Source organism: Nocardia sp. NPDC004711 (assembly GCF_053601595.1).
In genome coordinates this window covers 1-21,460 of sequence record NZ_JBSGCB010000057.1, presented here as the reverse complement: position 1 = coordinate 21,460, position 21,460 = coordinate 1, and the positions used below count along the sequence as shown (strand labels likewise).

The 21,460-nt window shown below is 69.3% G+C and carries 8 protein-coding genes; 5 read left to right on the top strand and 3 right to left on the bottom strand.

The features are described from left to right. Window positions 1-177 precede the first annotated feature (177 nt). From ACWEKS_RS39185 to ACWEKS_RS39175, 3 genes are all read right to left on the bottom strand, one after another. On the bottom strand, window positions 178-1,077 hold the full coding sequence (locus ACWEKS_RS39185; RefSeq protein WP_452344786.1) for a DUF222 domain-containing protein: 900 nt from the start codon (window positions 1,075-1,077) through the stop codon (window positions 178-180). A 63-nt stretch (window positions 1,078-1,140) separates the two neighbouring features. Then, window positions 1,141-1,866, bottom strand: coding sequence for an ABC transporter ATP-binding protein (locus ACWEKS_RS39180; RefSeq protein ID WP_452344785.1), 726 nt, complete (start codon window positions 1,864-1,866; stop codon window positions 1,141-1,143). Window positions 1,867-1,901: 35 nt separating this feature from the next. Beyond that, entirely contained in the window at window positions 1,902-2,951 is a 1,050-nt protein-coding gene (locus ACWEKS_RS39175; protein WP_452344784.1) for an ABC transporter permease, read from the bottom strand. Between the two features lie 130 nt (window positions 2,952-3,081). On the opposite strand from ACWEKS_RS39175, the gene ACWEKS_RS39170 reads away from it, so the two are divergent. The 5 genes from ACWEKS_RS39170 to ACWEKS_RS39150 all read left to right on the top strand — a co-directional run. Beyond that, window positions 3,082-4,260, top strand: coding sequence for a sensor histidine kinase (locus tag ACWEKS_RS39170; RefSeq protein ID WP_452344783.1), 1,179 nt, complete (start codon window positions 3,082-3,084; stop codon window positions 4,258-4,260). After that, the gene (locus ACWEKS_RS39165; RefSeq protein ID WP_033090529.1) at window positions 4,257-4,892 is read left to right on the top strand and encodes a LuxR C-terminal-related transcriptional regulator; all 636 of its coding nucleotides are present in this window, start codon (window positions 4,257-4,259) and stop codon (window positions 4,890-4,892) included. The genes ACWEKS_RS39170 and ACWEKS_RS39165 overlap by 4 nt, the downstream gene beginning before the upstream one ends. 18 nt (window positions 4,893-4,910) lie before the next feature. Then, entirely contained in the window at window positions 4,911-5,336 is a 426-nt protein-coding gene (locus tag ACWEKS_RS39160) for a PPOX class F420-dependent oxidoreductase (protein WP_452344782.1), read from the top strand. Between the two features lie 57 nt (window positions 5,337-5,393). After that, window positions 5,394-6,152, top strand: coding sequence for a precorrin-4 C(11)-methyltransferase (cobM, locus tag ACWEKS_RS39155; protein WP_452344781.1), 759 nt, complete (start codon window positions 5,394-5,396; stop codon window positions 6,150-6,152). Between the two features lie 303 nt (window positions 6,153-6,455). Next, window positions 6,456-21,460: non-ribosomal peptide synthase/polyketide synthase (locus ACWEKS_RS39150; protein ID WP_452344780.1), on the top strand; the 15,005-nt coding region annotated here is incomplete at its 3' end.

The window sequence follows — 21,460 nt, the reverse complement described above, 5'->3', positions numbered from 1 at the left end:
GGCAGGAATGTCGGTGCGGGCGTCCGGCGTTCGGCAGACGAGGCAAACCACACTCCCCGGTCCGTGCGCACGCCAGCAAGACATGCGCAGCCGGGAATCATGCCGCTCGTGAACCCCACCTTCGGCAACTCGATTCGATCGTGGTGGCGACCTGCTGCCCCACGTGATGTCTGTCGTTCACGCGAGGAATGCCGGTGGGATCAAGACTCTTCGGTGCAATCCATCCGGTGCGTCCCCGATAGGGGGAATCTTTGCCCATGACAACGGTTTCCAGCCGTCGGGACTGTCGTTGACGAGCGCGTGGCAGTGATCGCATGCCAGGGTCAGATTGGTCAGGTCGGTGGGGCTTTCCGGGTCTTCGAGGTTGCACATGCCCGGACGTGCGAACTTCGCGAACACCGCGTCCAACAGGGCCCGCAGTTCGGGGGTGATCCAGCCTTCGATCCAGGACATGCCATCGATGCCGGGGCGGCACAGCATGATCCCCCGCTTGCGACGGCGGTCGGTGTCGGAGATGACCTTGCCGTCGGGGTCGATGCGGGCGAGGATGTCGCGGCCGATCTTGGGCAGGTCATCGGGCCAGCCGATCCGCGAGTGGCCGACCAGAATGTGCTCGGCTTCGGCGCGGGTCTCGGCGGGGATGTCGGTGGGCAGGTGGTTCATCACGTCGATGATGTTGCGGACGTGGTCGCGTGAGATGCCGCCTGTCTCAAAGGCTTCGGCGGTCTCGGCCAAGGTGGGCGGACGCAGGTGGCCAGTGGGTTCGAAGAACTCGCCGCACTGGCGGGTGATCTTCACCCGCACCGACGCTTCGTATTTCGACAACGCGAGTGTCTGGCGCAGGAACGGCACCAGGTCCCCGGCTCCACTGGTTTCGGGCAGGGAGCGATTCGCGGCTTCGATGATCAGGCGTGAATCGAGCGCCGACAGTTGGCGTTTGCAGGTTTCCAGGCGCTGCATCAACTCCACGACATCAGCATCGGAGAATTGCTTCAGGCTGGTGTTCGAAAGGGTCTGGACTGCGGTCGCCAATTCGGCGATACCGCAGCTCTCCAGCGCTTTCCCCTTCGAATTCATACCTCTATGCTATCGCTTCCGCTATAAGATAGGAATCCGAATTGTCCAGTATCACTGTATATTTCAGGCCGCCAATGCCGATTTCTGTTGTGTAAGAACGCCATCCACCATTCGGTACACGCTGTCCATTTGATCCAAATGCGACAGATCGTGCGTCACCAGCAACGTCGACGCTCCATGCTCCCGAACGATCCCGACGATCAGATCGATGATGGCCGCCCCGCGCTCCTGATCCAGCGCACTGGTCGGCTCGTCGATGACCAGCAGCGACGGGTCGTTCATCAGGGCGCGCGCGATGTTCACCCGCTGCCGCTGTCCGCCCGAGAGCTGAGCCGGCCGCTTGCTCTCGTGCCCCGAGAGCCCCACGGCCGCCAGCAGATCCCGTGCGCGCGAGCGAGCTGCGCGCCGCTTGGCGGGTGAGACGAACCAGCTCTGCCTCAGGTGCACCATGGCCTCGAGCTGCTCGACGGCGGTCAGCGCCGGGACCAGATTGGACTGCTGGAACACGATGCCGATCGAGCTGCGCCGCAGGGTCGCGGCGTCGCGTCGGCTCAGCGAAGCGAGATCCATGGTGCCCGTGGCGGTTTCGAGCTCCACCCGCCCCGAATCCGGGCGCAGCAGGGTGGAGACGGTGGCCAGCAGGGTCGACTTGCCGGAGCCCGACGGACCGGTGATGGCCGCGATCTCGCCGCCGCCCACGCGCAGGTTCACGTGGTCGAGGGCGGTGATGCGGTCCGTGCCGTCCGGGAAGGTGAGGGTCAGATCGGAGACGGTCAGTGCGTTGGTCATCGCAATGCTCCTGGGAGGCAAGGGGAGTGTGGTCATCAGCGGGCCTGGTTGAGGGCGGTGAGGGGATCGGTGGTGACGAGGAAGCGCAGTGCGAAGGCCGCGCCGAGCAGACCGAGCGCGATCAGCGCCGCGGCCGGGAACAGCGTCGTGCTTGCACTGAGCACGAAAGGCACTGCGCCGCCCATGAATACGCCCGCCACGGCGGTCAGGCCGACACCGACGCCGACACCGAGCAGCAGCACGATCAGCGCCTGGCTCAGGGCATCCCGGATCAGGGAGCCGGTGGTCGCGCCCAGCGCCTTCAGCGTCGCGATGTCCGGCTGCCGCTGCACGGTCCACACCGTGAAGAACGCGCCGATCACCAGCGCCGAGATGGCGAACAGCATGACGGTCATGAGGGTCAGCGAACCGTTCTCGGCCTGGTACGACGACATCGCGGACAGCGAGTCCTTGCTGCTGGTCGTGGTGGTGTGCGCCGACGCGTTCACCGCGGACTGCTCGCTCACGCCGGACACCGCGAGGATGGTGGCCGCGCCCGCGTGGGGGTTGAGGGACTGCCAGTCCGCCAACGTCATCCACACCACGGGGGTATGCGCGTACCAGTCGTCATCGGTCACGCCCTGCACGGTGTAGGAGGCCGCGCCCAGCTCGACGGTGTCGCCGGTCTTGGCGTCGAGGTCCTTGGCGGCGGCCTTGGACAGGATCACCGAGCCCGGATCGGTTGCCACACGCTTGCCGAAAGGCGTGCCCTGGACGCCGAACAGTGCCACCTGGGTGGGCGACGCGCCATCGAGGGTGGCGCGGGTGCGGCTGATGCCGATCGGATCGACGGTGCCGCCCGCCGCCTGCCACGTCTGCACCTGCTCGGTGCTCAAGGTGGAGGCGTCGAAGGAAGGGGAGGACCCGGTGTCGGAGAAGACGACCGTGCTCGTGTTGAGGGACTGGATGGCGGAGATGTTCTGGTGCGCCAAGCCGGCCGTCAGGCCGCTGAGAAAGCTCACCAGCAGCGCGACCAGCGTGACCACCAGGGAAATGAGGAGGAAGCGGCCGCGGGCGGCCCGCAGATCTCTGAGTGCGACGAACATGATTCCACTGTGTCGTCGCGGACCTCGAAAGCCATCGTCGAGCAGGACGGTTCCCGGACCAGCCAAGGGTGGGGCGGCGTTTCCTACTTTCGATGGATGCCGCGGCAATAGCCGGGCATAAGCTGGTCGCGTGCACCGCTCGCCACTCACCCCGGTCTTCTCCGCCCTGCAGGCGGGACTGCATGTCATGGTGGTGGCGCTCACCATCGTGGTGGGGGTGCAGGAGTTCCTGACGGGTTCGCATCGGGTGCTGGTCGTGGTGCTCGCGAGCGTCTTTCTCGGCGTCTACTTCGCCGGCGGCCGGTTTCGTCGCGATCTTCCCGCGGCCCGGGTGTGGCTGGGCCTGTTGACGCTGCTGTGGCTGGGCCTGGTGACCGTGGCTCCGCTGCCGGTGTACCTGGTGTTCGGACTGTTCTTCCTGTATCTGCATCTGCTGCCGCGCAATTGGGGGCTGCTCGCGGTGACCGCGACCACGGTGGTGTCGGTGGTCGGGTACGCAGCACACCGCGGCTGGACGGTGGCGGGTGTGATCGGCCCGCTGCTCGGCGCCCTGGTCGCGGTGGCCATCGGGCTCGGCTACCAGGCGCTGTTCCGGGAGGCCGCCGAACGGCAGCGCCTCATCGACGAATTGCTCGCCACCAGAAACACTCTCGCCGAACAGGAACGCACCGCGGGCAAGATGGCCGAGCGGGAACGCCTGGCCCAGGAGATCCACGACACGGTTGCCCAGGGCCTCAGCAGTATTCAGCTGCTGCTGCACGCCGTCGAGCGCGCCGCCCCGGATCATCCGGCGCTGGAGAAGATCCGGCTGGCCCGCGAGACCGCCGCCGACAGCCTGGTCGAAACCCGCCAGCTCATCGCGGAACTCACGCCCGCCGCACTCGAGGGCCAGTCCCTCGCCGGTGCGCTGCACCGCATTGCCGAGCGGGCCGCCGCGCCCGGCCTGGATGCCCAGGTGCTCGTCGAGGGGGAGCCGCAGGCGCTGCCCATGTCCATGGAGGCCGCCCTGGTCCGCATCACCCAGGGCGCGGTCTCGAATGTGGTGCGGCACGCCCACGCTCAGCGCATGCGGGTCACCCTCACCTACGCCGATGACGCCGTGCACCTGGACGTGGTCGACGACGGCGTCGGCATCGATCCCGCGGTGCTGGCCGAATCCCCTTCCGGCAGTTTCGGTCTCAATGCCATGCGCAGCCGGGTGGAGCAGCAGGGCGGCACCATGGATGTCGAATCCGAGCCCGGCCACACCGCGGTAACCGTCTCCTTCCCCCTGGAGGAGCAGCCCACCATCCCCTCGGAGCAGAAATGATCCGCATCCTCCTCGCCGACGACCACGCCATCGTCCGCGCGGGCCTGCGCGCGCTGCTGGACTCCAGCGTCGCCGAAACCGATTGCGACGATATCGAAGTCGTGGGCGAGGTGGCGACCGCCGAAGAGTCCGTGGCCTTCTGCTCCACCACCCCTGTCGACCTGGTCCTGATGGATCTGCGCTTCGGCCCCGGCAAGTCCGGCGCGGACGCCACCGCGGCCCTGCGTGATCTCCCGAATCCGCCGAATGTCCTGGTGGTCACCAACTACGACACCGACGCCGACATCCTCGGCGCGATCGAGGCGGGCGCGGTCGGCTACATCCTCAAGGACACCCCGCCCGCCGAACTGCTGGCCGCCGTCCGCTCGGCCGCCGAGGGCGAGAGCGTCCTGTCGCCCTCGGTCGCCTCGCGTCTCATGACGCGAGTCCGCAAGCCCGACACCACCTTGAGTCCCCGCGAGATCGAGGTCCTCCGCCTGGTGGCCGACGGCCATTCCAACCGGGAGATCGGCAAGCGCCTGTTCCTCTCCGAGACCACCGTGAAATCCCACCTGGTCCACATCTATTCGAAGCTCGGCGTCAAATCCCGAACCTCCGCCGTGGCCCGGGCTCGCGAGCGCGGGGCCATCTGAGGTCGTACGGTGTCGCCCATGGCCTCACTGTCCGATCAGCGTGTACGCGATTTCCTGACCGAGGGCACCCGGACCGGCAAGCTCGCCTTCGTGGCGAGCGACGGCCGCCCCCTGGTGGCGCCCGTCTGGTTCATCCTCGAAGGCGACGAGATCGTCTTCAACACCGGCAAGGACACGGCCAAGGGCCGCTCGATCCGGCGGGACGGCCGACTGAGCCTCTGCGTGGACGTCTCCACATCCCCGTACTCCTTCGTTCAGGTCCAGGGTGTGGCCGAAGTCTCCGAGGACCCGGACGAACTCCTCCGCACCGCCACCGACATCGCCGCCCGCTACATGGGTCCCGGCCGCGCCGACGAATTCGGCAAGCGCAATGCCGTCCCCGGCGAACTCGTGGTCCGCCTCCGCCCCACCAAGATCGTCACCGACTTCTCGGTGAGCGGCTGATCGCGGTGCCGGTGGCGGCCGGGCAATTCGGCTGAGCGGGTGTGCGAGACTCGGCCGATGACAGTGCACTTCATCGGGGCCGGGCCGGGGGCGGCGGATCTGCTGACCGTACGGGCGGTCGAGCTGCTGCGGCGGTCGCCGGTGTGCCTGTACGCGGGGACCTATCTGGATCCCGAGGTGCTGGGGCACTGCGCGCCGGATGCCGAGCTGATCGATACCCAGCGGCTGGATCTGGACGAGATCATCGCGCACTGTGCGCGGGCACACGCCGAGGGCAAGGACGTCGCGCGGTTGTGCTCGGGCGATCCCTCCTTGTATTCCGCGCTCACCGAGCAGAAGCGCAGGCTGGACGCCCTGGGAATCCCCTGGGACGTGACGCCCGGGGTGCCGGCGTACGCGGCCGCCGCGGCGCTGCTGGGTGCGGAGCTCACCGTGCCGGAGCAGGTGCAGTCGGTGGTGCTGACCCGCACCCGGGCGCGGTCGACCGCGATGCCGGAATCGGAGGCGCTGGCAAATTTCGCGCGCACCCGGGCGACCCTGATCCTGCATCTCGCCATCACCCGGATCCGGACCCTCGCGCAGGAGCTGGTCCCCGACTACGGCGCGGACTGCCCGGTCGCGGTGGTCTACCGCGCGACCCAGCCTGAACAGCAGGTTCTCCGGGGCACCCTGGCCGATATCGCCGATCGCGTGGAGGCGGCCGGACTGCGGCAGGCGGCCGTGATTCTGGTCGGTCCCGCATTGGCCGAAACCCTGAACTGTGCCCAGTCGCATCTGTACGATCCTGCTCGCGATAGGTCGCACATCACTGGCTGAAAGTACGAAATGCGATGATAGTTAAGGGCTATGGCCCTTTCTTATTGTCGCTTGCGCGCTGACGGTAGATTGGACCGAGTGTCCGTCACCAAGTTTGCGACTGTGGCTGCCCTGCAGCGGCCGACGGGTGTGGTCGCGCCCATGTAACAAGATCGGCCAGCTGGGGGGATACCCCAGGGAGTCTCAATTTACGGTGAAGTGAGCCCCGAACACCGGACGCCACGCTGAAGCAGGCGTGGCGTCCTGTTCGGGTTTTCGGCGGGGAGCGCTGCGTGTCGTGGTGTTCCGGAAGCGAGGTTTGGGTTGGACCGGCTGGATTTCGGCGGCATCGGCGAAGCTGGCAGCGAAATCGCACCGGGATCGGGCGAACTTTTCCCGCTGTCGCCGGCGCAGCTCGGCATCTGGTATGCCCAGCACCTGGACCCGCAGGTCCCGATCAATATCGCCCAGTACGTGGAACTGCGCGGCGAACTCGACGTCGAGTTGCTGGAACGCGCCATGGTCCACGGCTCGGAGGAGTTCGGGTCGGGCTTCCTGCGCGTCGTCGAGCGTGACGGTGAGCCCATGCAGATGGTGGACCACTCGCTGGACCGCACCATCTACCACGTCGATCTGACCGATGAGGCCGATCCGGCCGCCGCGGCCCAGGCCTGGATGCGCGCCGACTACAGCGCCCCGCTGGACCTCACCCGGGACCGCCTCATCCGCACGGCCATGCTGAAGCTGGCCGACGGCCATTACTACTGGTACGCCCGCATCCACCACATCGTGCTGGACGGCTTCGGCGCGGTGACCTACATGACCCGCGTCGCCGAGCTGTACACCGCGTATGTGCGGGGCGTCGAGCCCGCGCCGCACAAGCTGACCGACCTGCCCACCCTGGTCGAGCAGGAATTCGCCTACCGCGAGAGCAGCCGCTTCAAGTCGGACAAGGAGTACTGGGCCGAGCGGGTCGCCGGGCTCGAGGACGGCACCAGCCTGGTCGGCCGCTCCGCGCCGCCGGCCGCCATCAACCGGATCGCCACGGGCGCGCTCAGCGAGGACCAGAGCTCGCTGCTGGACGACGCCGTGGCGCGCCACGAGTCGTCGCCCGCGGGCCTGCTCATCGCCGGTTTCGCCGCCTATCTCGCGCAGTGGACCGGCAGCGAGGACGTCATCCTCAGCCTCCCGGTGACCGCGCGCACCACCGCGATCATGCGCCGCTCCGGCGGCGCCGCCTCGAACATCGTGCCGCTGCGCCTGCGCGTCGGCCACGGCGTGACCGTGAGCGATCTGCTCAAGCAGGTGCAGGTCGAGGTGTCGGGTGCGCTGCGTCACCAGCGCTACCGTGCCGAGGACATTCGCCGCGACTCGACCGGCGAGTTCACCGGCGGCGAGGTGGGCTCGCAGTTCTTCGGCCCGTGGGTCAACATCATGTTGTTCCACAACGAGGTCGTGCTCGGTGACATCACCGGTGAATACAGCGTGCTGTCCACCGGTTCCATCGAAGATCTGGGCGTCAACTTCTACCAGTCGGTGAAGGGCACCCGGAATCACATCGATTTCGAGACCAACCCCAACCTTTACTCCGAGGACGAGACCGAGCGTCACCACGCGCGGTTCCTGGAGTTCTTCGACCGCTTCCTGGCGGCGGGGGTGGAGCAGCCCGTCTGGGGCCTGCCCATCACCACCGCGGCCGAGCGCACCCGCACCCTGGTGGAGTGGAACTCCGCCGCGCACGAGGTGCCGGTCACCACGCTGCCGGCGTTGCTGGACAAGCAGATTCCGCTGACCCCGGACAATGTCGCCGTCGAGTTCGAGGGCGAGCAGCTCACGTACGCCGAGTTCGGTGCGCGCGTCAATCGCCTGGCCCGCTTCCTCATCGCGGACGGCGTCGGCCCGGAATCGCTGGTCGCCCTGGGCATGCGCCGCTCGCTCGACCTGGTCGTCGGCATGCACGCGGTGCTGCGCGCCGGTGGCGCCTACGTGCCGATCGACCCGGATCACCCGGCCGACCGCACCGCCTACATCCTCGAGTCCGCGGCACCGGTCTGTGTGCTGACCACCGCCCGCGACGAACTCGAGCTGCCGGACTCCGTGCGCCGCTTGGCGATCGACACGCTCGACGTCTCCGGCTTCTCCGCGGAGCCGGTGACCGATGCGGATCGCCGGGCCCCGCTGCGCCCGGACAACACCGCCTACGTCATCTACACCTCGGGTTCGACCGGCCGCCCCAAGGGCGTCGCCGTCACCCACCACGCCATCGTCAATCAAGAGCTGTGGATGCTCGACGAGTATCCGCTCACCGAAGACGATGTCTACCTGCAGAAGACCGCCACCACCTTCGACGTGTCGCTGTGGGGCTACTTCATGCCGCTGCTGGTGGGCGCGAAGCTCATCGTGGCGACCCCGGACGGCCACCGTGATCCGCTGTACGTGGCGGAAATGATCGAGCGCCACGGCGTCACGGTCACCGACTTCGTGCCGTCCATGCTGACGGTCTTCGTCGCGCACGCCACCCGGGCCCAGTGTGCCTCGCTGAAGTACGTTTTCGTGATCGGTGAGGCGCTGCCGCCGGAGACCGGCGCCGGCTTCCGCGAGATCACCTCGGCCGGCCTGCACAACCTGTACGGCCCCACCGAGGCCGCGGTCTCGGTCACCTACTGGGAGAACACCGCCGCCGACACCGTCACGGTGCCGATCGGTCTGCCCGAGTGGAATGTCGAAGTCTACGTTCTGGATTCGCGGCTGCGGCCCGCCGCCATCGGCGCCGCGGGTGAGCTCTACCTCGCGGGCCGTCAGCTGGCCCGCGGGTACAAGGGCCGTCCGGATCTGACCTCCGATCGCTTCGTCGCGAACCCGTTGTCGCCCAACGGCGAACGCATGTACCGCACCGGTGACCTGGTCCGCTGGAACGAGGCGGGCGCGCTGGAGTACATCGGCCGCACCGACTTCCAGGTGAAGTTCCGCGGTCAGCGCATCGAGCTCGGCGAGATCGAGACCGACCTGCTGGCCCACCCGGCCGTCAGCCAGGCTGCCGTCCTGGTCATGGACACCGCCACCGGTCAGCAGTTGGTCGCGTACGTGGTCCCGGTCCCCGGCCAGTCCATCGATCCGGCCGAGCTGACCCGTTTCGCCGCCGAGAAGCTGCCGTCCTACATGGTTCCGGCGTCGATCATGGTGCTGGACGCCTTCCCGCTCAACACCTCCGGCAAGCTGGACCGCAAGGCCCTGCCGGAGCCGGTGTTCAGCGCGGATGCCGCCGGCTACCGCGCGCCGCGCACCGCCGCCGAGGAGATCGTGGCGGGCGTGTTCGCCGATGTGCTCGGCCACGACCGGGTCGGCGTCGACGACAACTTCTTCGATCTGGGCGGCAACTCGCTGGTCGCCACCCAGGTGGTGGCCCGCATCTCCGCCGCGTTCAGCACCCGCCTGGGTGTGCGCGCGCTGTTCGAGACCCCCACCGTGGCGGGCCTCGCCGCGCGGGTGGAAGCCGCTGGGCCGTCCGATGTTTCGCGTACTCCGCTGATGGCGCAGGAGCGCCCCGATCGGGTGCCGCTGTCGCTGGCGCAGCAGCGCATGTGGTTCCTCAACCAATTCGACCCGAACGTCCCCACCTACAACCTGCCGTTCGTGGTGCGGTTGCGCGGGCAGGTCGATATCGAGGCCCTGCAGCTGGCGCTGGCCGATGTGGTCGCGCGCCAGGAATCCCTGCGCACCATCTTCCCCGAGTCCGGCGACGGCGGCTTCCAGCAGGTGCTGCCGATGTCCGAGGTGGAGCTGGGCATCGACGTCATCGATCTCGCCGAGACCGAATTGCCGTCCGCGCTGGCGGAATTCGCCTCCGCCGGTTTCGATGTCTCGACCCAGCTGCCGATTCGCGTGCGCGTGTTCCGGGTCTCCGGTGCGGCGGCGCTCGAGGCCGGCGAGGTCGATCTCGCCGTCGCCTTCGTGGTGCATCACATTGCGGCGGACGGCTTCTCGTTCGGGCCGCTCTCGCGCGACATGACCGCCGCCTACCTGGCGCGCGTGGCCGGTCAGGAGCCCGCGTGGGCGCCGCTGCCGGTGCAGTACCAGGACTTCAGCATCTGGCAGCGCGAGGTGCTCGGTTCGGAATCCGATGCCGAGTCCATGGCCGCCCGCCAGATCGCCTACTGGCGTGGGGCGCTGGCCGGGCTGCCGGATCAGCTGGACCTGCCGGCCGACCGTCAGCGTCCGCCGGTGCAGAGCTTCCACGGCTCCCGCGTCACCTTCGACATTCCGGCCGAGTTGCACACCCGGCTGGCGGGTTTGGCGCGCGCCCAGGGTGTTTCGCTGTTCATGGTCATGCACAGCGCGCTGGCCGTGCTGCTGGCCCGGCTCTCGGGCACCGGCGACATCGCCATCGGCACCCCGGTCGCCGGTCGTGGTGAGCAGGCGCTCGACGACCTGATCGGCATGTTCGTCAACACCCTGGTGCTGCGTTCGGAGGTGGATGGGGCCGAGCGCTTCACCGACTTCCTGGCCCGCACCCGGGAGACCGACCTGGCGGCCTTCGCCAATACGGATGTCCCGTTCGAGCGGCTGGTCGAGGTGCTCAACCCGACCCGTTCGCAGGCCCGGCACCCGCTGTTCCAGGTCATGCTGTCGTTCCAGGAGATGTCGCACGGCTCCATGGAGCTGCCCGGCCTCACCGTCTCCGCGGACGAGCTCGAGGTCGACATCGCCAAGTTCGACCTGCAGTGGACGCTGACCGAGCAGCGCGGCCTGGCCGGTGAGCCGGCCGGGCTGGCGGTGGTGCTGTCCTACGCCACCGATCTGTTCGACGCCTCGACCGTGGCCGAGTTCGGGCAGCGCTACCTCCGCGTCCTGGAAACCGCGGTCGCCGCACCGGACACCGTGGTGCGCGACATCGACGTCCTCGACGCCGGTGAGCGCGAGACCGTGCTGCACGCGTGGAACCACACCGCACGTGAACTTCCGTCCGCCGCAACCGTTCTCGACCTGTTCGAGCGGCAGGTGCGGATCCGGCCGGACGCCACCGCGCTGATCTTCGATCCGGGCGAGCGCAACGGCAGCATGTTCGGCCCCGCCGAGGAGCTGAGCTACGCGGAGTTCTCCGCGCGCGTGAATCGCCTGGCGCGCAGGCTGATCGACGCCGGCGTGGGTCCGGAGTCCCTGGTCGCGGTGGGCATCCGCCGCTCGGTGGACATGCTGGTCGCCATCTACGCCACCCTCACCGCGGGCGGCGGTTACGTGCCGATCGACCCGGACCACCCGGCCGAGCGCACCGACTACGTGCTGCGCACCGCCGAGCCGGTGGTGCTGCTCACCACCGCCGACGATGCCGTGGAATCCTCGGATTGCCCGGTGCTGCACCTGGATTCGCTGGATCTGGGCGACTACAGTGCCGCCCCGGTCACCGACGCGGACCGGCTGGCGCCGCTGCGGCCGACCAATGCCGCCTACGTGCTGTTCACCTCCGGCTCGACCGGCCGCCCCAAGGGCGTGGCCATCCCGCATGCCGCGGTGCTCAACCAGATCGCCTGGATCACCCGCGAATACGACATCGACGACACCGATGTGATCCTGCAGAAGACGCCGGTCACCTTCGACGTCTCGGTGTGGGAGCTGTTCGGCTCGCTGGCCGTGGGCGCGCAGCAGGTCATCGCCGCGCCGGACGGCCACCGCGATCCGATGTACCTGTCGGAGGTCATCGGCCGGCACCGGGTCACCATGACCTCGTTCGTGCCGTCCATGCTGAGCGTGTTCGCCTCCAGCGCCTCGTCGGCCGAATGCCTGTCGCTGCGTGCGGTGCTGGTCGCCGGTGAGGCGCTGCCGCCGGCCACCGTGACCGCCTTCCGCCGCTTCTCCACCGCGGCCGTGCACAACCTGTACGGCCCGACCGAGTTCACCGTGCACGCCACCTACGCGGCCATCGACGCGCCCGTGGTCACCTCGGTGCCCATCGGCCGCCCGGTGTGGAACGCGCAGACCTATGTGCTGGACGAGGGCCTGCGCCCGGTGCCCGCGGGTGTCCCGGGTGAGCTCTACCTGGGCGGTGTCCAGGTGGCGCGCGGCTACTTCGGCCGCCCGGACCTGAGCGCCGAGCGCTTCGTCGCCAACCCCTACGGCGAGCCGGGTTCGCGCCTGTACCGCACCGGTGACCTGGTGCGCTGGAACCACAACGACCCGGGCGTCATCGACTACATCGGCCGCACCGACTTCCAGGTGAAGTTCCGCGGCCAGCGCATCGAGCTCGGCGAGATCGAGGCCGCCCTGCTGGACCACCCCAAGGTGCAGCAGGCCGTGGTGCTGGTCATCGACACCGTGGCCGGCGATCAGCTGGTCGCCTACATCGTGGCCGGCGGCCCGGTGGATCTGGACGGCGTCAAGACCTCGCTGCAGCGCACCCTGCCCGCCTACATGGTGCCGGGTTCGATCATGGTGCTGGACGCGTTCCCGGTGAACGCCTCCGGCAAGCTGGACCGCCGCGCGCTGCCCGCGCCGCGCTTCGAGGTGCGCGAATTCCGCGCTCCCACAACGCCGATCGAGGAGATCGTCGCCCAGATCTTCGGCGAGGTGCTGGGCATCGCCCGGGTCGGCGTCGACGACGACTTCTTCGAACTGGGCGGCAACTCGCTGATCGCCACCCAGGTGGCGACCCGACTGGGTACCGCCCTCGACACCCGCGTGCCGGTGCGCATGCTGTTCGAGGCCGCCACCGTGGAAGCCCTGGCGGCCCGGGTGGAATCGCACGTCGGCGACGGCGGCCGCAAGGCCCTGGTGGCCCGCGAACGGCCCAGCGAGGTCCCGCTTTCGCTGGCGCAGCAGCGCATGTGGTTCCTCAACCGCTTCGACACCGCCTCGGCGGTGAACAACATCCCGGTCGCCATCCGGCTCTCCGGTGAGCTCGATATCGCGGCCCTGCAGGTCGCGGTCATCGACGTCATCGACCGCCACGAGTCGCTGCGCACCGTCTTCCCGGAGACCGCGCACGGCCCGGTGCAGCGGGTGCTGGACGCCGCGCAGATCGTGCCCGACCTGACGCCGGTGCCGGTGACCGAGTCGAATCTGATCGACCACCTGGTCGAGCTGGCCACCATGGCCTTCGACGTCACCGACGAAGTGCCTTTGCACGCCGCGCTTTTCGAGATCAGCGAGACCGAGTACATCCTCGGCATGGTGGTCCACCACATCAGTGCCGACGGCTGGTCCATGGGCCCGCTGGCCCGCGACGTCATGGTCGCCTACGCCGCCCGCACCTCGTGGGAGGCCCCGGCCTGGGCGGAACTGCCGGTGCAGTACGCCGACTACGCGCTCTGGCAGCGCGAGGTGCTCGGCTCCGAGGACGACCCGGATTCGCTGATCGCCAAGCAGATCCGCTACTGGACCGACGCGCTCGCCGATCTGCCGGACGAGCTGGTGCTGCCCGCCGACCGGCAGCGGCCGGCCGTGGCCAGCTACCAGGGTGGCACCTACCCGTTCGCCATCTCCGCCGAAACCCAGCAGGCGCTGGTGGATCTGGGCCGCCGGCACAATGCCTCGCTGTTCATGGTCATGCACAGTGCGCTCGCGGTGCTGCTGGCCCGCCTGTCCGGGACCGGCGACATCGCCATCGGCACCCCGGTGCACGGCCGCGGTGAGGCCGCGCTCGACGACCTGATCGGCATGTTCGTCAACACCCTGGTGCTGCGCACCGAGGTGGACGGCAGCGAGACCTTCGCCGACCTGCTGGCCCGCTCCCGCGACACCGACCTGCACGCCTTCGCGCACGCGGACGTCCCGTTCGAGCGGCTGGTCGAGGTGCTCAACCCGGCCCGCTCGCAGGCCCGCCACCCGCTGTTCCAGGTCATGCTGACCTTCCAGAACACCCGGCAGGCCAGCCTGGAACTGCCCGGGCTCTCGGTCAACGGCATCGACTACGACGCCCGCCTGGCCAAGTTCGACCTGCAGCTGACCCTGCAGGAGGCACAGGACGACCACGGCGAGAACGCCGGTATGTCCGCCGAGATCTCCTATGCGCTGGACCTTTTCGACGAGCCCACCATCGCGGCCTTCGCGCACCGCCTGGATCTGATCCTGGCAGCCGTGGTCGCGGACCCGGACCGGCCGCTCGGCGATATCGACCTGCTGGTCGCCGACGAGCGCGAGCGGGTGCTCGACGACTGGAACGACACCGCGTTCAACCTGGCGCGGGTGCTGCCCGCGCTGCCGGAGGGTGAGGCCGCGACGCTGGTTTCGCTGTTCGAAGCACAGGCTCTGACCAGCCCCGATGCGCCTGCCGTGGAATTCGAGGGGACAGTTCTGTCCTACGCCGAGTTCGCGGCGCGGGTGCACCAGCTGGCCCGCAAGCTCATCGCCCAGGGCGTCGGCGCGGAATCGCATGTGGCGCTGGCCATCCGGCGCTCGCTGGATCTGGTCGTCGCCATGTACGCGGTGCTGGAGGCCGGTGGCGCGTACGTGCCGCTGGACCCGGATCAGCCGGACGAGCGCATCGACTACGTGCTCGACACCGCCCGCCCGGTCGCGATCCTCACCACCGGCCGCGACGATTTCGTCACCGGCCGCAATGTGCCGGTGCTCGAGGTCGACACGCTGAACCTGGAGGCCTACTCCGACGCGCCGATCACGGATGCCGAACGGGGACAGGCGATCCGGCCGGAGCACACGGCCTACGTCATCTTCACCTCCGGTTCGACCGGCCGCCCGAAGGGTGTCGCGGTCGAGCACGGTGCGATCGTGAACCGCCTGCTGTGGATGCAGCACGAGTACCCGATCGACGCGAACGACGCTGTCCTGCAGAAGACTCCGGCCACCTTCGACGTGTCGGTCTGGGAGTTCTTCTGGCCCCTGCAGACCGGCGCCCGCCTGGTGGTCGCCAGGCCGGACGGCCACCGCGACCCGGTGTACCTGGCCCAGGTCATCGCCGAGACCGGCATCACCACCGCCCACTTCGTGCCGTCGATGCTGTCGGTGTTCGTCGCCACCCTCGGCAACGAGAACGGCGACTCCTCGGTCCCCGCACCGCGTTTGCGGCAGGTCTTCGCCTCGGGTGAGGCGCTGCCCGCGCCGACCGCGCAGAAGCTGCGTCAGCTGACCGGTGCGCGGCTGCACAACCTGTACGGCCCGACCGAAGCGGCCGTCGACGTCACCTACCACGAGGTCGTGGACACCGACACCGTGTTCGTGCCGATCGGCCGCCCGGTCTGGAACACCGAGACCTACGTGCTCGACGCCCGCCTGCACCCGGTCGCGCCGGGTGTCGCGGGTGAGCTCTATCTGGCGGGCGACCAGCTGGCGCGCGGCTACCTGGGCCGCCCCGACCTGTCCGCCGATCGCTTCGTCGCGAACCCGTTCGTCTCCGGCGACCGCATGTACCGCACCGGCGACCTGGTCTCCTGGACCGCCGACGGTGAACTGAACTACCTGGGCCGCACCGACTTCCAGGTCAAGCTGCGCGGTCTGCGCATCGAGCTCGGCGAGATCGAGGCCGCGCTGCTGGCACAGCCGGCCATCGCCCAGTCGGTCGTGGTGGTGCGCACCGACGCGCACGCCGGTGACCAGCTGGTCGGCTATGTGGTGCGTGAGGCCGAGGCGGTCGTGGACGTCGACGCGGTCAAGGCCGCGCTGAGCGGCTCGCTGCCCGCCTACATGGTCCCGGCCGCGCTCGTGGTGCTGGACGCCTTCCCGGTCAACGCCTCCGGCAAGCTGGACCGCCGGGCGCTGCCCGCGCCGGTCTTCGAGGCCAAGCGTTTCCGCGCCCCCTCCACCCCGATCGAGGAGATCATCGCGCAGATCTTCGCCGACCTGCTCGGCGCCGAGCGCGTCGGCGTGGACGACGACTTCTTCGAGCTGGGCGGCAACTCGCTGGTCGCCACCCAGGTGGTGGCCCGCCTGGCCACGGCGCTGAACGCCGAGATCGGCGTGCGCGTGCTGTTCGAGGCCCCGACCGTGGCCGCGCTGGCCGCCCGTGTCGAGTCGCACGCGGGAACCGGTGTGCGCCAGGCCCTCACGGTTCGGTCCCGGCCGGAGTACCCGCCGCTATCGCTGGCGCAGCAGCGCATGTGGTTCCTCAACCGGTTCGATCCGGACTCGGCCGCCAACAACATCCCGGCAGCCGTAAGGCTCACCGGTGCACTGGATCTCGACGCCATGCGCGGGGCCATCGCCGACGTGGTGGCGCGGCACGAGTCGCTGCGCACCCTCTACCCGTCGCACGAGGGCGTCGCCTACCAGAAGGTGCTGCCCACCGGCCGCGCCATCCCCGAGCTGGATGTGCTGGACGTGACCGAGGGCGAATTGTTCGCCGCGGTCTACGAGTTCGCCGCCCGCGGCTTCGACGTCACCACCGAGACCGCCGTCCGCCTGCGCGCCTATCGCCTCGCGGCCGACGATCATGTGCTGGTGCTGGTGGCCCACCACATCGCCGCCGACGGTTTCTCGATGAACCCGCTGGTGCGCGACCTGATGACCGCCTACATCGCGCGCAGCAACGGCGAGACCCCGGGCTGGACCGAACTGCCGGTGCAGTACGCGGATTACGCGCTGTGGCAGCGGGAAACGCTGGGCTCGGAAGAGGATCCGCGCTCGCTCATCACCGAGCAGCTCGACTACTGGCGCGGCACCCTGTCCGGCCTGCCGGACGAGCTGCGCCTGTCGGCCAAGCCGCGGCCGGCCGTCGCGTCCTACGACGCCGGTACCCACCGGTTCCAGGTGCCGGGCGAGCTCATCGCCGGGCTGAACCGGGTGGCGCAGTCCAATGGCACCACCCTGTTCATGGTGGTGCACAGCGCTTTCGCCGCGCTGCTGGCGCGCCTGAGCGGCACCGAGGACATCGCGGTCGGCATTCCGGTGGCGGGCCGTGGCGAGCAGGCCCTCGACGATCTCGTCGGCATGTTCGTCAACACCCTGGTGCTGCGGTCGCCGGTCGATACCGGCACCAGCTTCACCGACCTGCTGAAGACCGTGCGCGAGCGCGATCTGCAGGCCTTCGCCCACGCGGATGTGCCGTTCGAGCGGCTGGTCGAGGTGCTCAACCCGGCCCGCTCGCAGGCCCGGCACCCGCTGTTCCAGGTCATGCTGTCGTTCCAGAATCTGGGCCGCACCTCGCTGGAGCTACCGGGTCTGAGCGTGTCCGAGCTGGCCATCGACCAGCAGTCGGCCAAGTTCGACCTGCAGCTGACGCTGAGCGAGGTCGTCGACGGTGCCGCGGCGGGCCGCGAATCGGACATCGCGGCCATGGATGCCGAACTCGTCTATGCGACAGACCTTTTCGACGCGCAGTACGCCGATGTGTTCGCGCAGCGCTTCGTCGCCATGCTCACCGCCGTGGCCGCGGACCCGGCCCAGCTGGTCGGCGATGTCGAGCTGCTGAGCGAGGCCGAACGCCGCCAGCTGCTGGTCGGCTGGAACGAGACCGCGTTCGAGCTCGACACCGCACTGCCGGAGATCTCCGAAGGCGCTGCGGCGACCCTGGTTTCGCTGTTCGAGGCGCAGGTCGCGCTGACTCCCGAAGCGACTGCTGTCACTTTCGAGGGGACGCCCGGGCGGAGCCCGGAAAATAAGACACAGTTGTCCTACGCCGAGTTCGCCGCTCGCGTGCGTAAGCTGGCGCGCTGGCTCATCGCCGAGGGTGTCGGACCGGAATCCTTCGTGGCGCTGGGTATGCGCCGATCCATCGACCTGGTCGCGGGCATGTACGCGGTCACGGTCGCCGGTGGCGCGTACGTGCCGCTGGATCCGGATCACCCGGCCGAGCGCACCCAGTACATCCTCGAGACCGCACAACCGGTCTGCGTACTGACTTCCGGCGACGACCTGGAAGGCGTTGACGCGCGCCAGGTCCGGATCGACGAGCTGGACCTGTCCGGCTTCGCCGACACCCCGGTCGCCGATGCCGAGCGCCGCTCGCCGCTGCGGCCGCGGAACACTGCGTACGTGATCTTCACGTCCGGCTCCACCGGCCGCCCCAAGGGTGTGGCCGTGAGCCACGCCGCGATCGTGAACCGTCTGGTGTGGATGCACGCCCAGTACGGGCTGGCCGCCTATGACGTGGTGCTGCAGAAGACCCCCGCCACCTTCGACGTGTCGGTGTGGGAGTTCTTCTGGCCCTTGCAGGTCGGCGCGCGCCTGGTGGTCGCCAAGCCGGACGGCCACCGCGATCCGGCCTACCTGGCCGAGATCATCGTCCGCGAGGGCGTCACGGTCACCCACTTCGTGCCGTCCATGCTGGCCGTCTTCGTGGCCGAGCCGACCGCGGCCGATTGCGTCAGCCTGACCAATGTCTTCGCCTCCGGTGAGGGCCTGCCCGCGCCGACCGCGCAGAAGCTGCGCGAACTGACCGGCGCTCGCCTGCACAACCTGTACGGCCCCACCGAGGCGGCAGTCGACGTGACCTTCCACGAGGTCACCGATGCCGACCTGGCCTCGGTGCCGATCGGCGCGCCGGTCTTCAACACCCAGGTGTACGTGCTGGATTCGCGTCTGAAGCCGGTTCCGGTGGGTGTCGCGGGTGAGCTGTACCTGGCGGGCGATCAGCTGGCCACCGGCTATGTGGCGCGCCCCGACCTGACCGCGGATCGTTTCGTGGCCAACCCCTTCGGCGCCGGCGCCCGCATGTACCGCACCGGTGACCTGGTCACCTGGACGGGCCATGGCGAGCTGGAGTACCTGGGCCGCACCGACTTCCAGGTGAAGCTGCGCGGTCTGCGCATCGAGCTCGGCGAGATCGAGTCGGCGCTCACCGCGCTGCCGTCGATCGCCCAGTCCGTGGTGGTGGTCCGCACCGACGAGCGCACCGGCGATCAGCTGGTCGCCTACCTGATCGCCGCCGACGGTCACCTCGACCTCGACGCGGTCAAGGACGAACTGTCCGAGCGGCTTCCGGCCTACATGGTCCCGGCCGCCTTCATGGTGCTGGACGCCTTCCCACTCAATGCCTCCGGCAAGCTGGACCGCAAGCAGCTGCCCGCGCCGACCTTCGCCGCCAAGACCTACCGCGCCCCGGCCACGCCGGTGCAGCAGACGGTCGCCGGCACCATCGCCGACGTGCTCGGCCTGGAACGGGTCGGCCTGGACGACGACTTCTTCGAGCTCGGCGGCAACTCGCTCATCGCCACCCAGGTGATCGCGCGCCTGTCGGCCGCCCTGGACGCCGACATCCCGCTGCGCGCGCTGTTCGAGGCCACCACCGTGGCTTCCCTTGCCGCGCAACTGGAATCGCGCGTCGGCACCGGCGCGCGCGCCGCGCTGGCCGCCCAGGAGCGCCCGGAGCTGGTGCCGCTGTCGCTCGCACAGCAGCGCATGTGGTTCCTGAACCGCTTCGACAACCGCACCGCGGTCAACAACATCCCGGTGGCGCTGAAGCTCACCGGGGCGATCGACCCGGCCGCCTTCACCGCCGCCATCGGCGACGTGCTGGCCCGCCACGAGTCGCTGCGCACCATCTACCCCGAGGTCGAGGGCGACGGCTACCAGCGCATCCTGCCGCTGTCCGAGGTCGAGTTCGAGGTGCGGACCGAGACCGTCACCGCGGCCGACCTGACCGCCCGCGTCACCCAGCTCGCGAGCGTGTTCTTCGACGTCACCCGCGAACTGCCGTTCCGCGCCACCGTGCTCAGCCTCAGCGAAAACGAGCACGTGGTCGTGCTGGTGCTGCACCACATCAGCGCGGACGGCGTCTCGCTGCGCCCGCTGCTGCGGGATGTGGTGGCCGCCTACCTGTCCCGCAGCACCGGCGAGGCCCCGGCCTGGGCGCCGCTGCCGGTGCAGTACGCCGACTACACGCTGTGGCAGCGCGAGATCCTCGGCGCGGAAACCGATTCCGAGTCCCTGGCGGCCCAGCAGATCGCCTACTGGACCGACCGGCTCGCCGACCTGCCCGAGCAGATCGAACTGCCCGCCGACCGCCCGCGGCCGGAGATCGCCACCAATGCCGGTGGCACCTACGACTTCTCGATCGACGCCGAGCTGCACCGCGCCCTGACCGGCGTGGCCCGCGAGCACGACGTCACCCTGTTCATGCTGGTGCACGCCGCCCTGGCCACCTGGGCCGCGCGCCTGTCCCGGGCCACCGACATCGCCATCGGCACCCCCATCGCGGGCCGCGGCGAACGCGCGCTGGACGACCTGGTCGGCATGTTCGTCAACACCCTGGTGCTGCGCAGCGAGGTGCGGCCGGACGCCGCCTTCCGCGACCTGCTGGCCCAGGTGCGCCGCACCGACCTGGCCGCCTTCGCGCACGCCGACGTGCCGTTCGAGCGTCTCGTCGACGTGCTCAGCCCGGTCCGCTCGCAGGCGCACCACCCGCTGTTCCAGGTGGCGCTGACCTTCGAGGCCGCCGGGGCCAAGGACGCCGCGGCGGTCGCGCTGCCGGGCCTCGAGCTCGAGGTCGTCGAATTCGACCCGGGCACCGCCAAATTCGACGTGCAGCTCACCGTGAGCGAGCGCGCCGACGGCTCGCTGGGCCTGTCCTGGAACTACGCCGCCGACCTGTTCGACGCCGAGACCGTCATCTCCTTCGCCGAGCGCCTGGTCCGCATCCTGCGCGCGGTCGCCGAGGATCCGGCCGCGCTCATCGGCGATATCGACCTGCTGGGCGAGGGCGAGCGCCACAATGTGGCCGAGCACTGGGTCTCCGCGGGCGAGGACATGGTCGCCCTGGCCCAGACCGCGCGGGCCGCGGTCGCCGATGCCGAACGCGCTGTCGCCGAGAGCATCTCGGGCATCGCGCCCGAGGCCGCCGCCCTGCTCGCGCTGGGCGCTTCCGCCGAGCGCCTGGCCAACCCGCTGGCCGCCCTGGCCAGCCCGTTCGTGGCGGCCGACGCCACCCTGTCGAGCCTGTTCGATCTGGCGGTGGCCGCGAATCCGGAGCGCGTCGCGGTGCGCTTCGGCGACGAGGAACTCACCTACTTCGACCTGGACCGCCGCGCGAATGTGCTGGCGCGCCGCCTGATCGGCGAGGGCGCGGGACCGGAATCGCTGGTCGCGGTGCTGCTGCCGCGTTCGGCGGATCTGGTGGTGGCGCTGCTGGCCGTGATCAAGACCGGTGCGGGCTACGTGCCGATCGATCCGACCTATCCGGCCGATCGCATCGCCTACGTGCTCTCGGACGCGAAGCCGACCAGCGTGATCACCGACTCGACCGTACAGGTCGAGCAAGTGCTGGGAGGTGGAGCGGCGGCCGAGCTGAACACCATCCTGCTGGACGGGTTCTCGCTGGAGGCGGGCAATATCGTGGACGCGGCCGACGGGCCGGTCACCGATTCCGACCGCCGGGCGGCGTTGCGTCCGGACCATGTCGCCTATGTCATCTATACCTCCGGTTCCACGGGCCGCCCGAAGGGTGT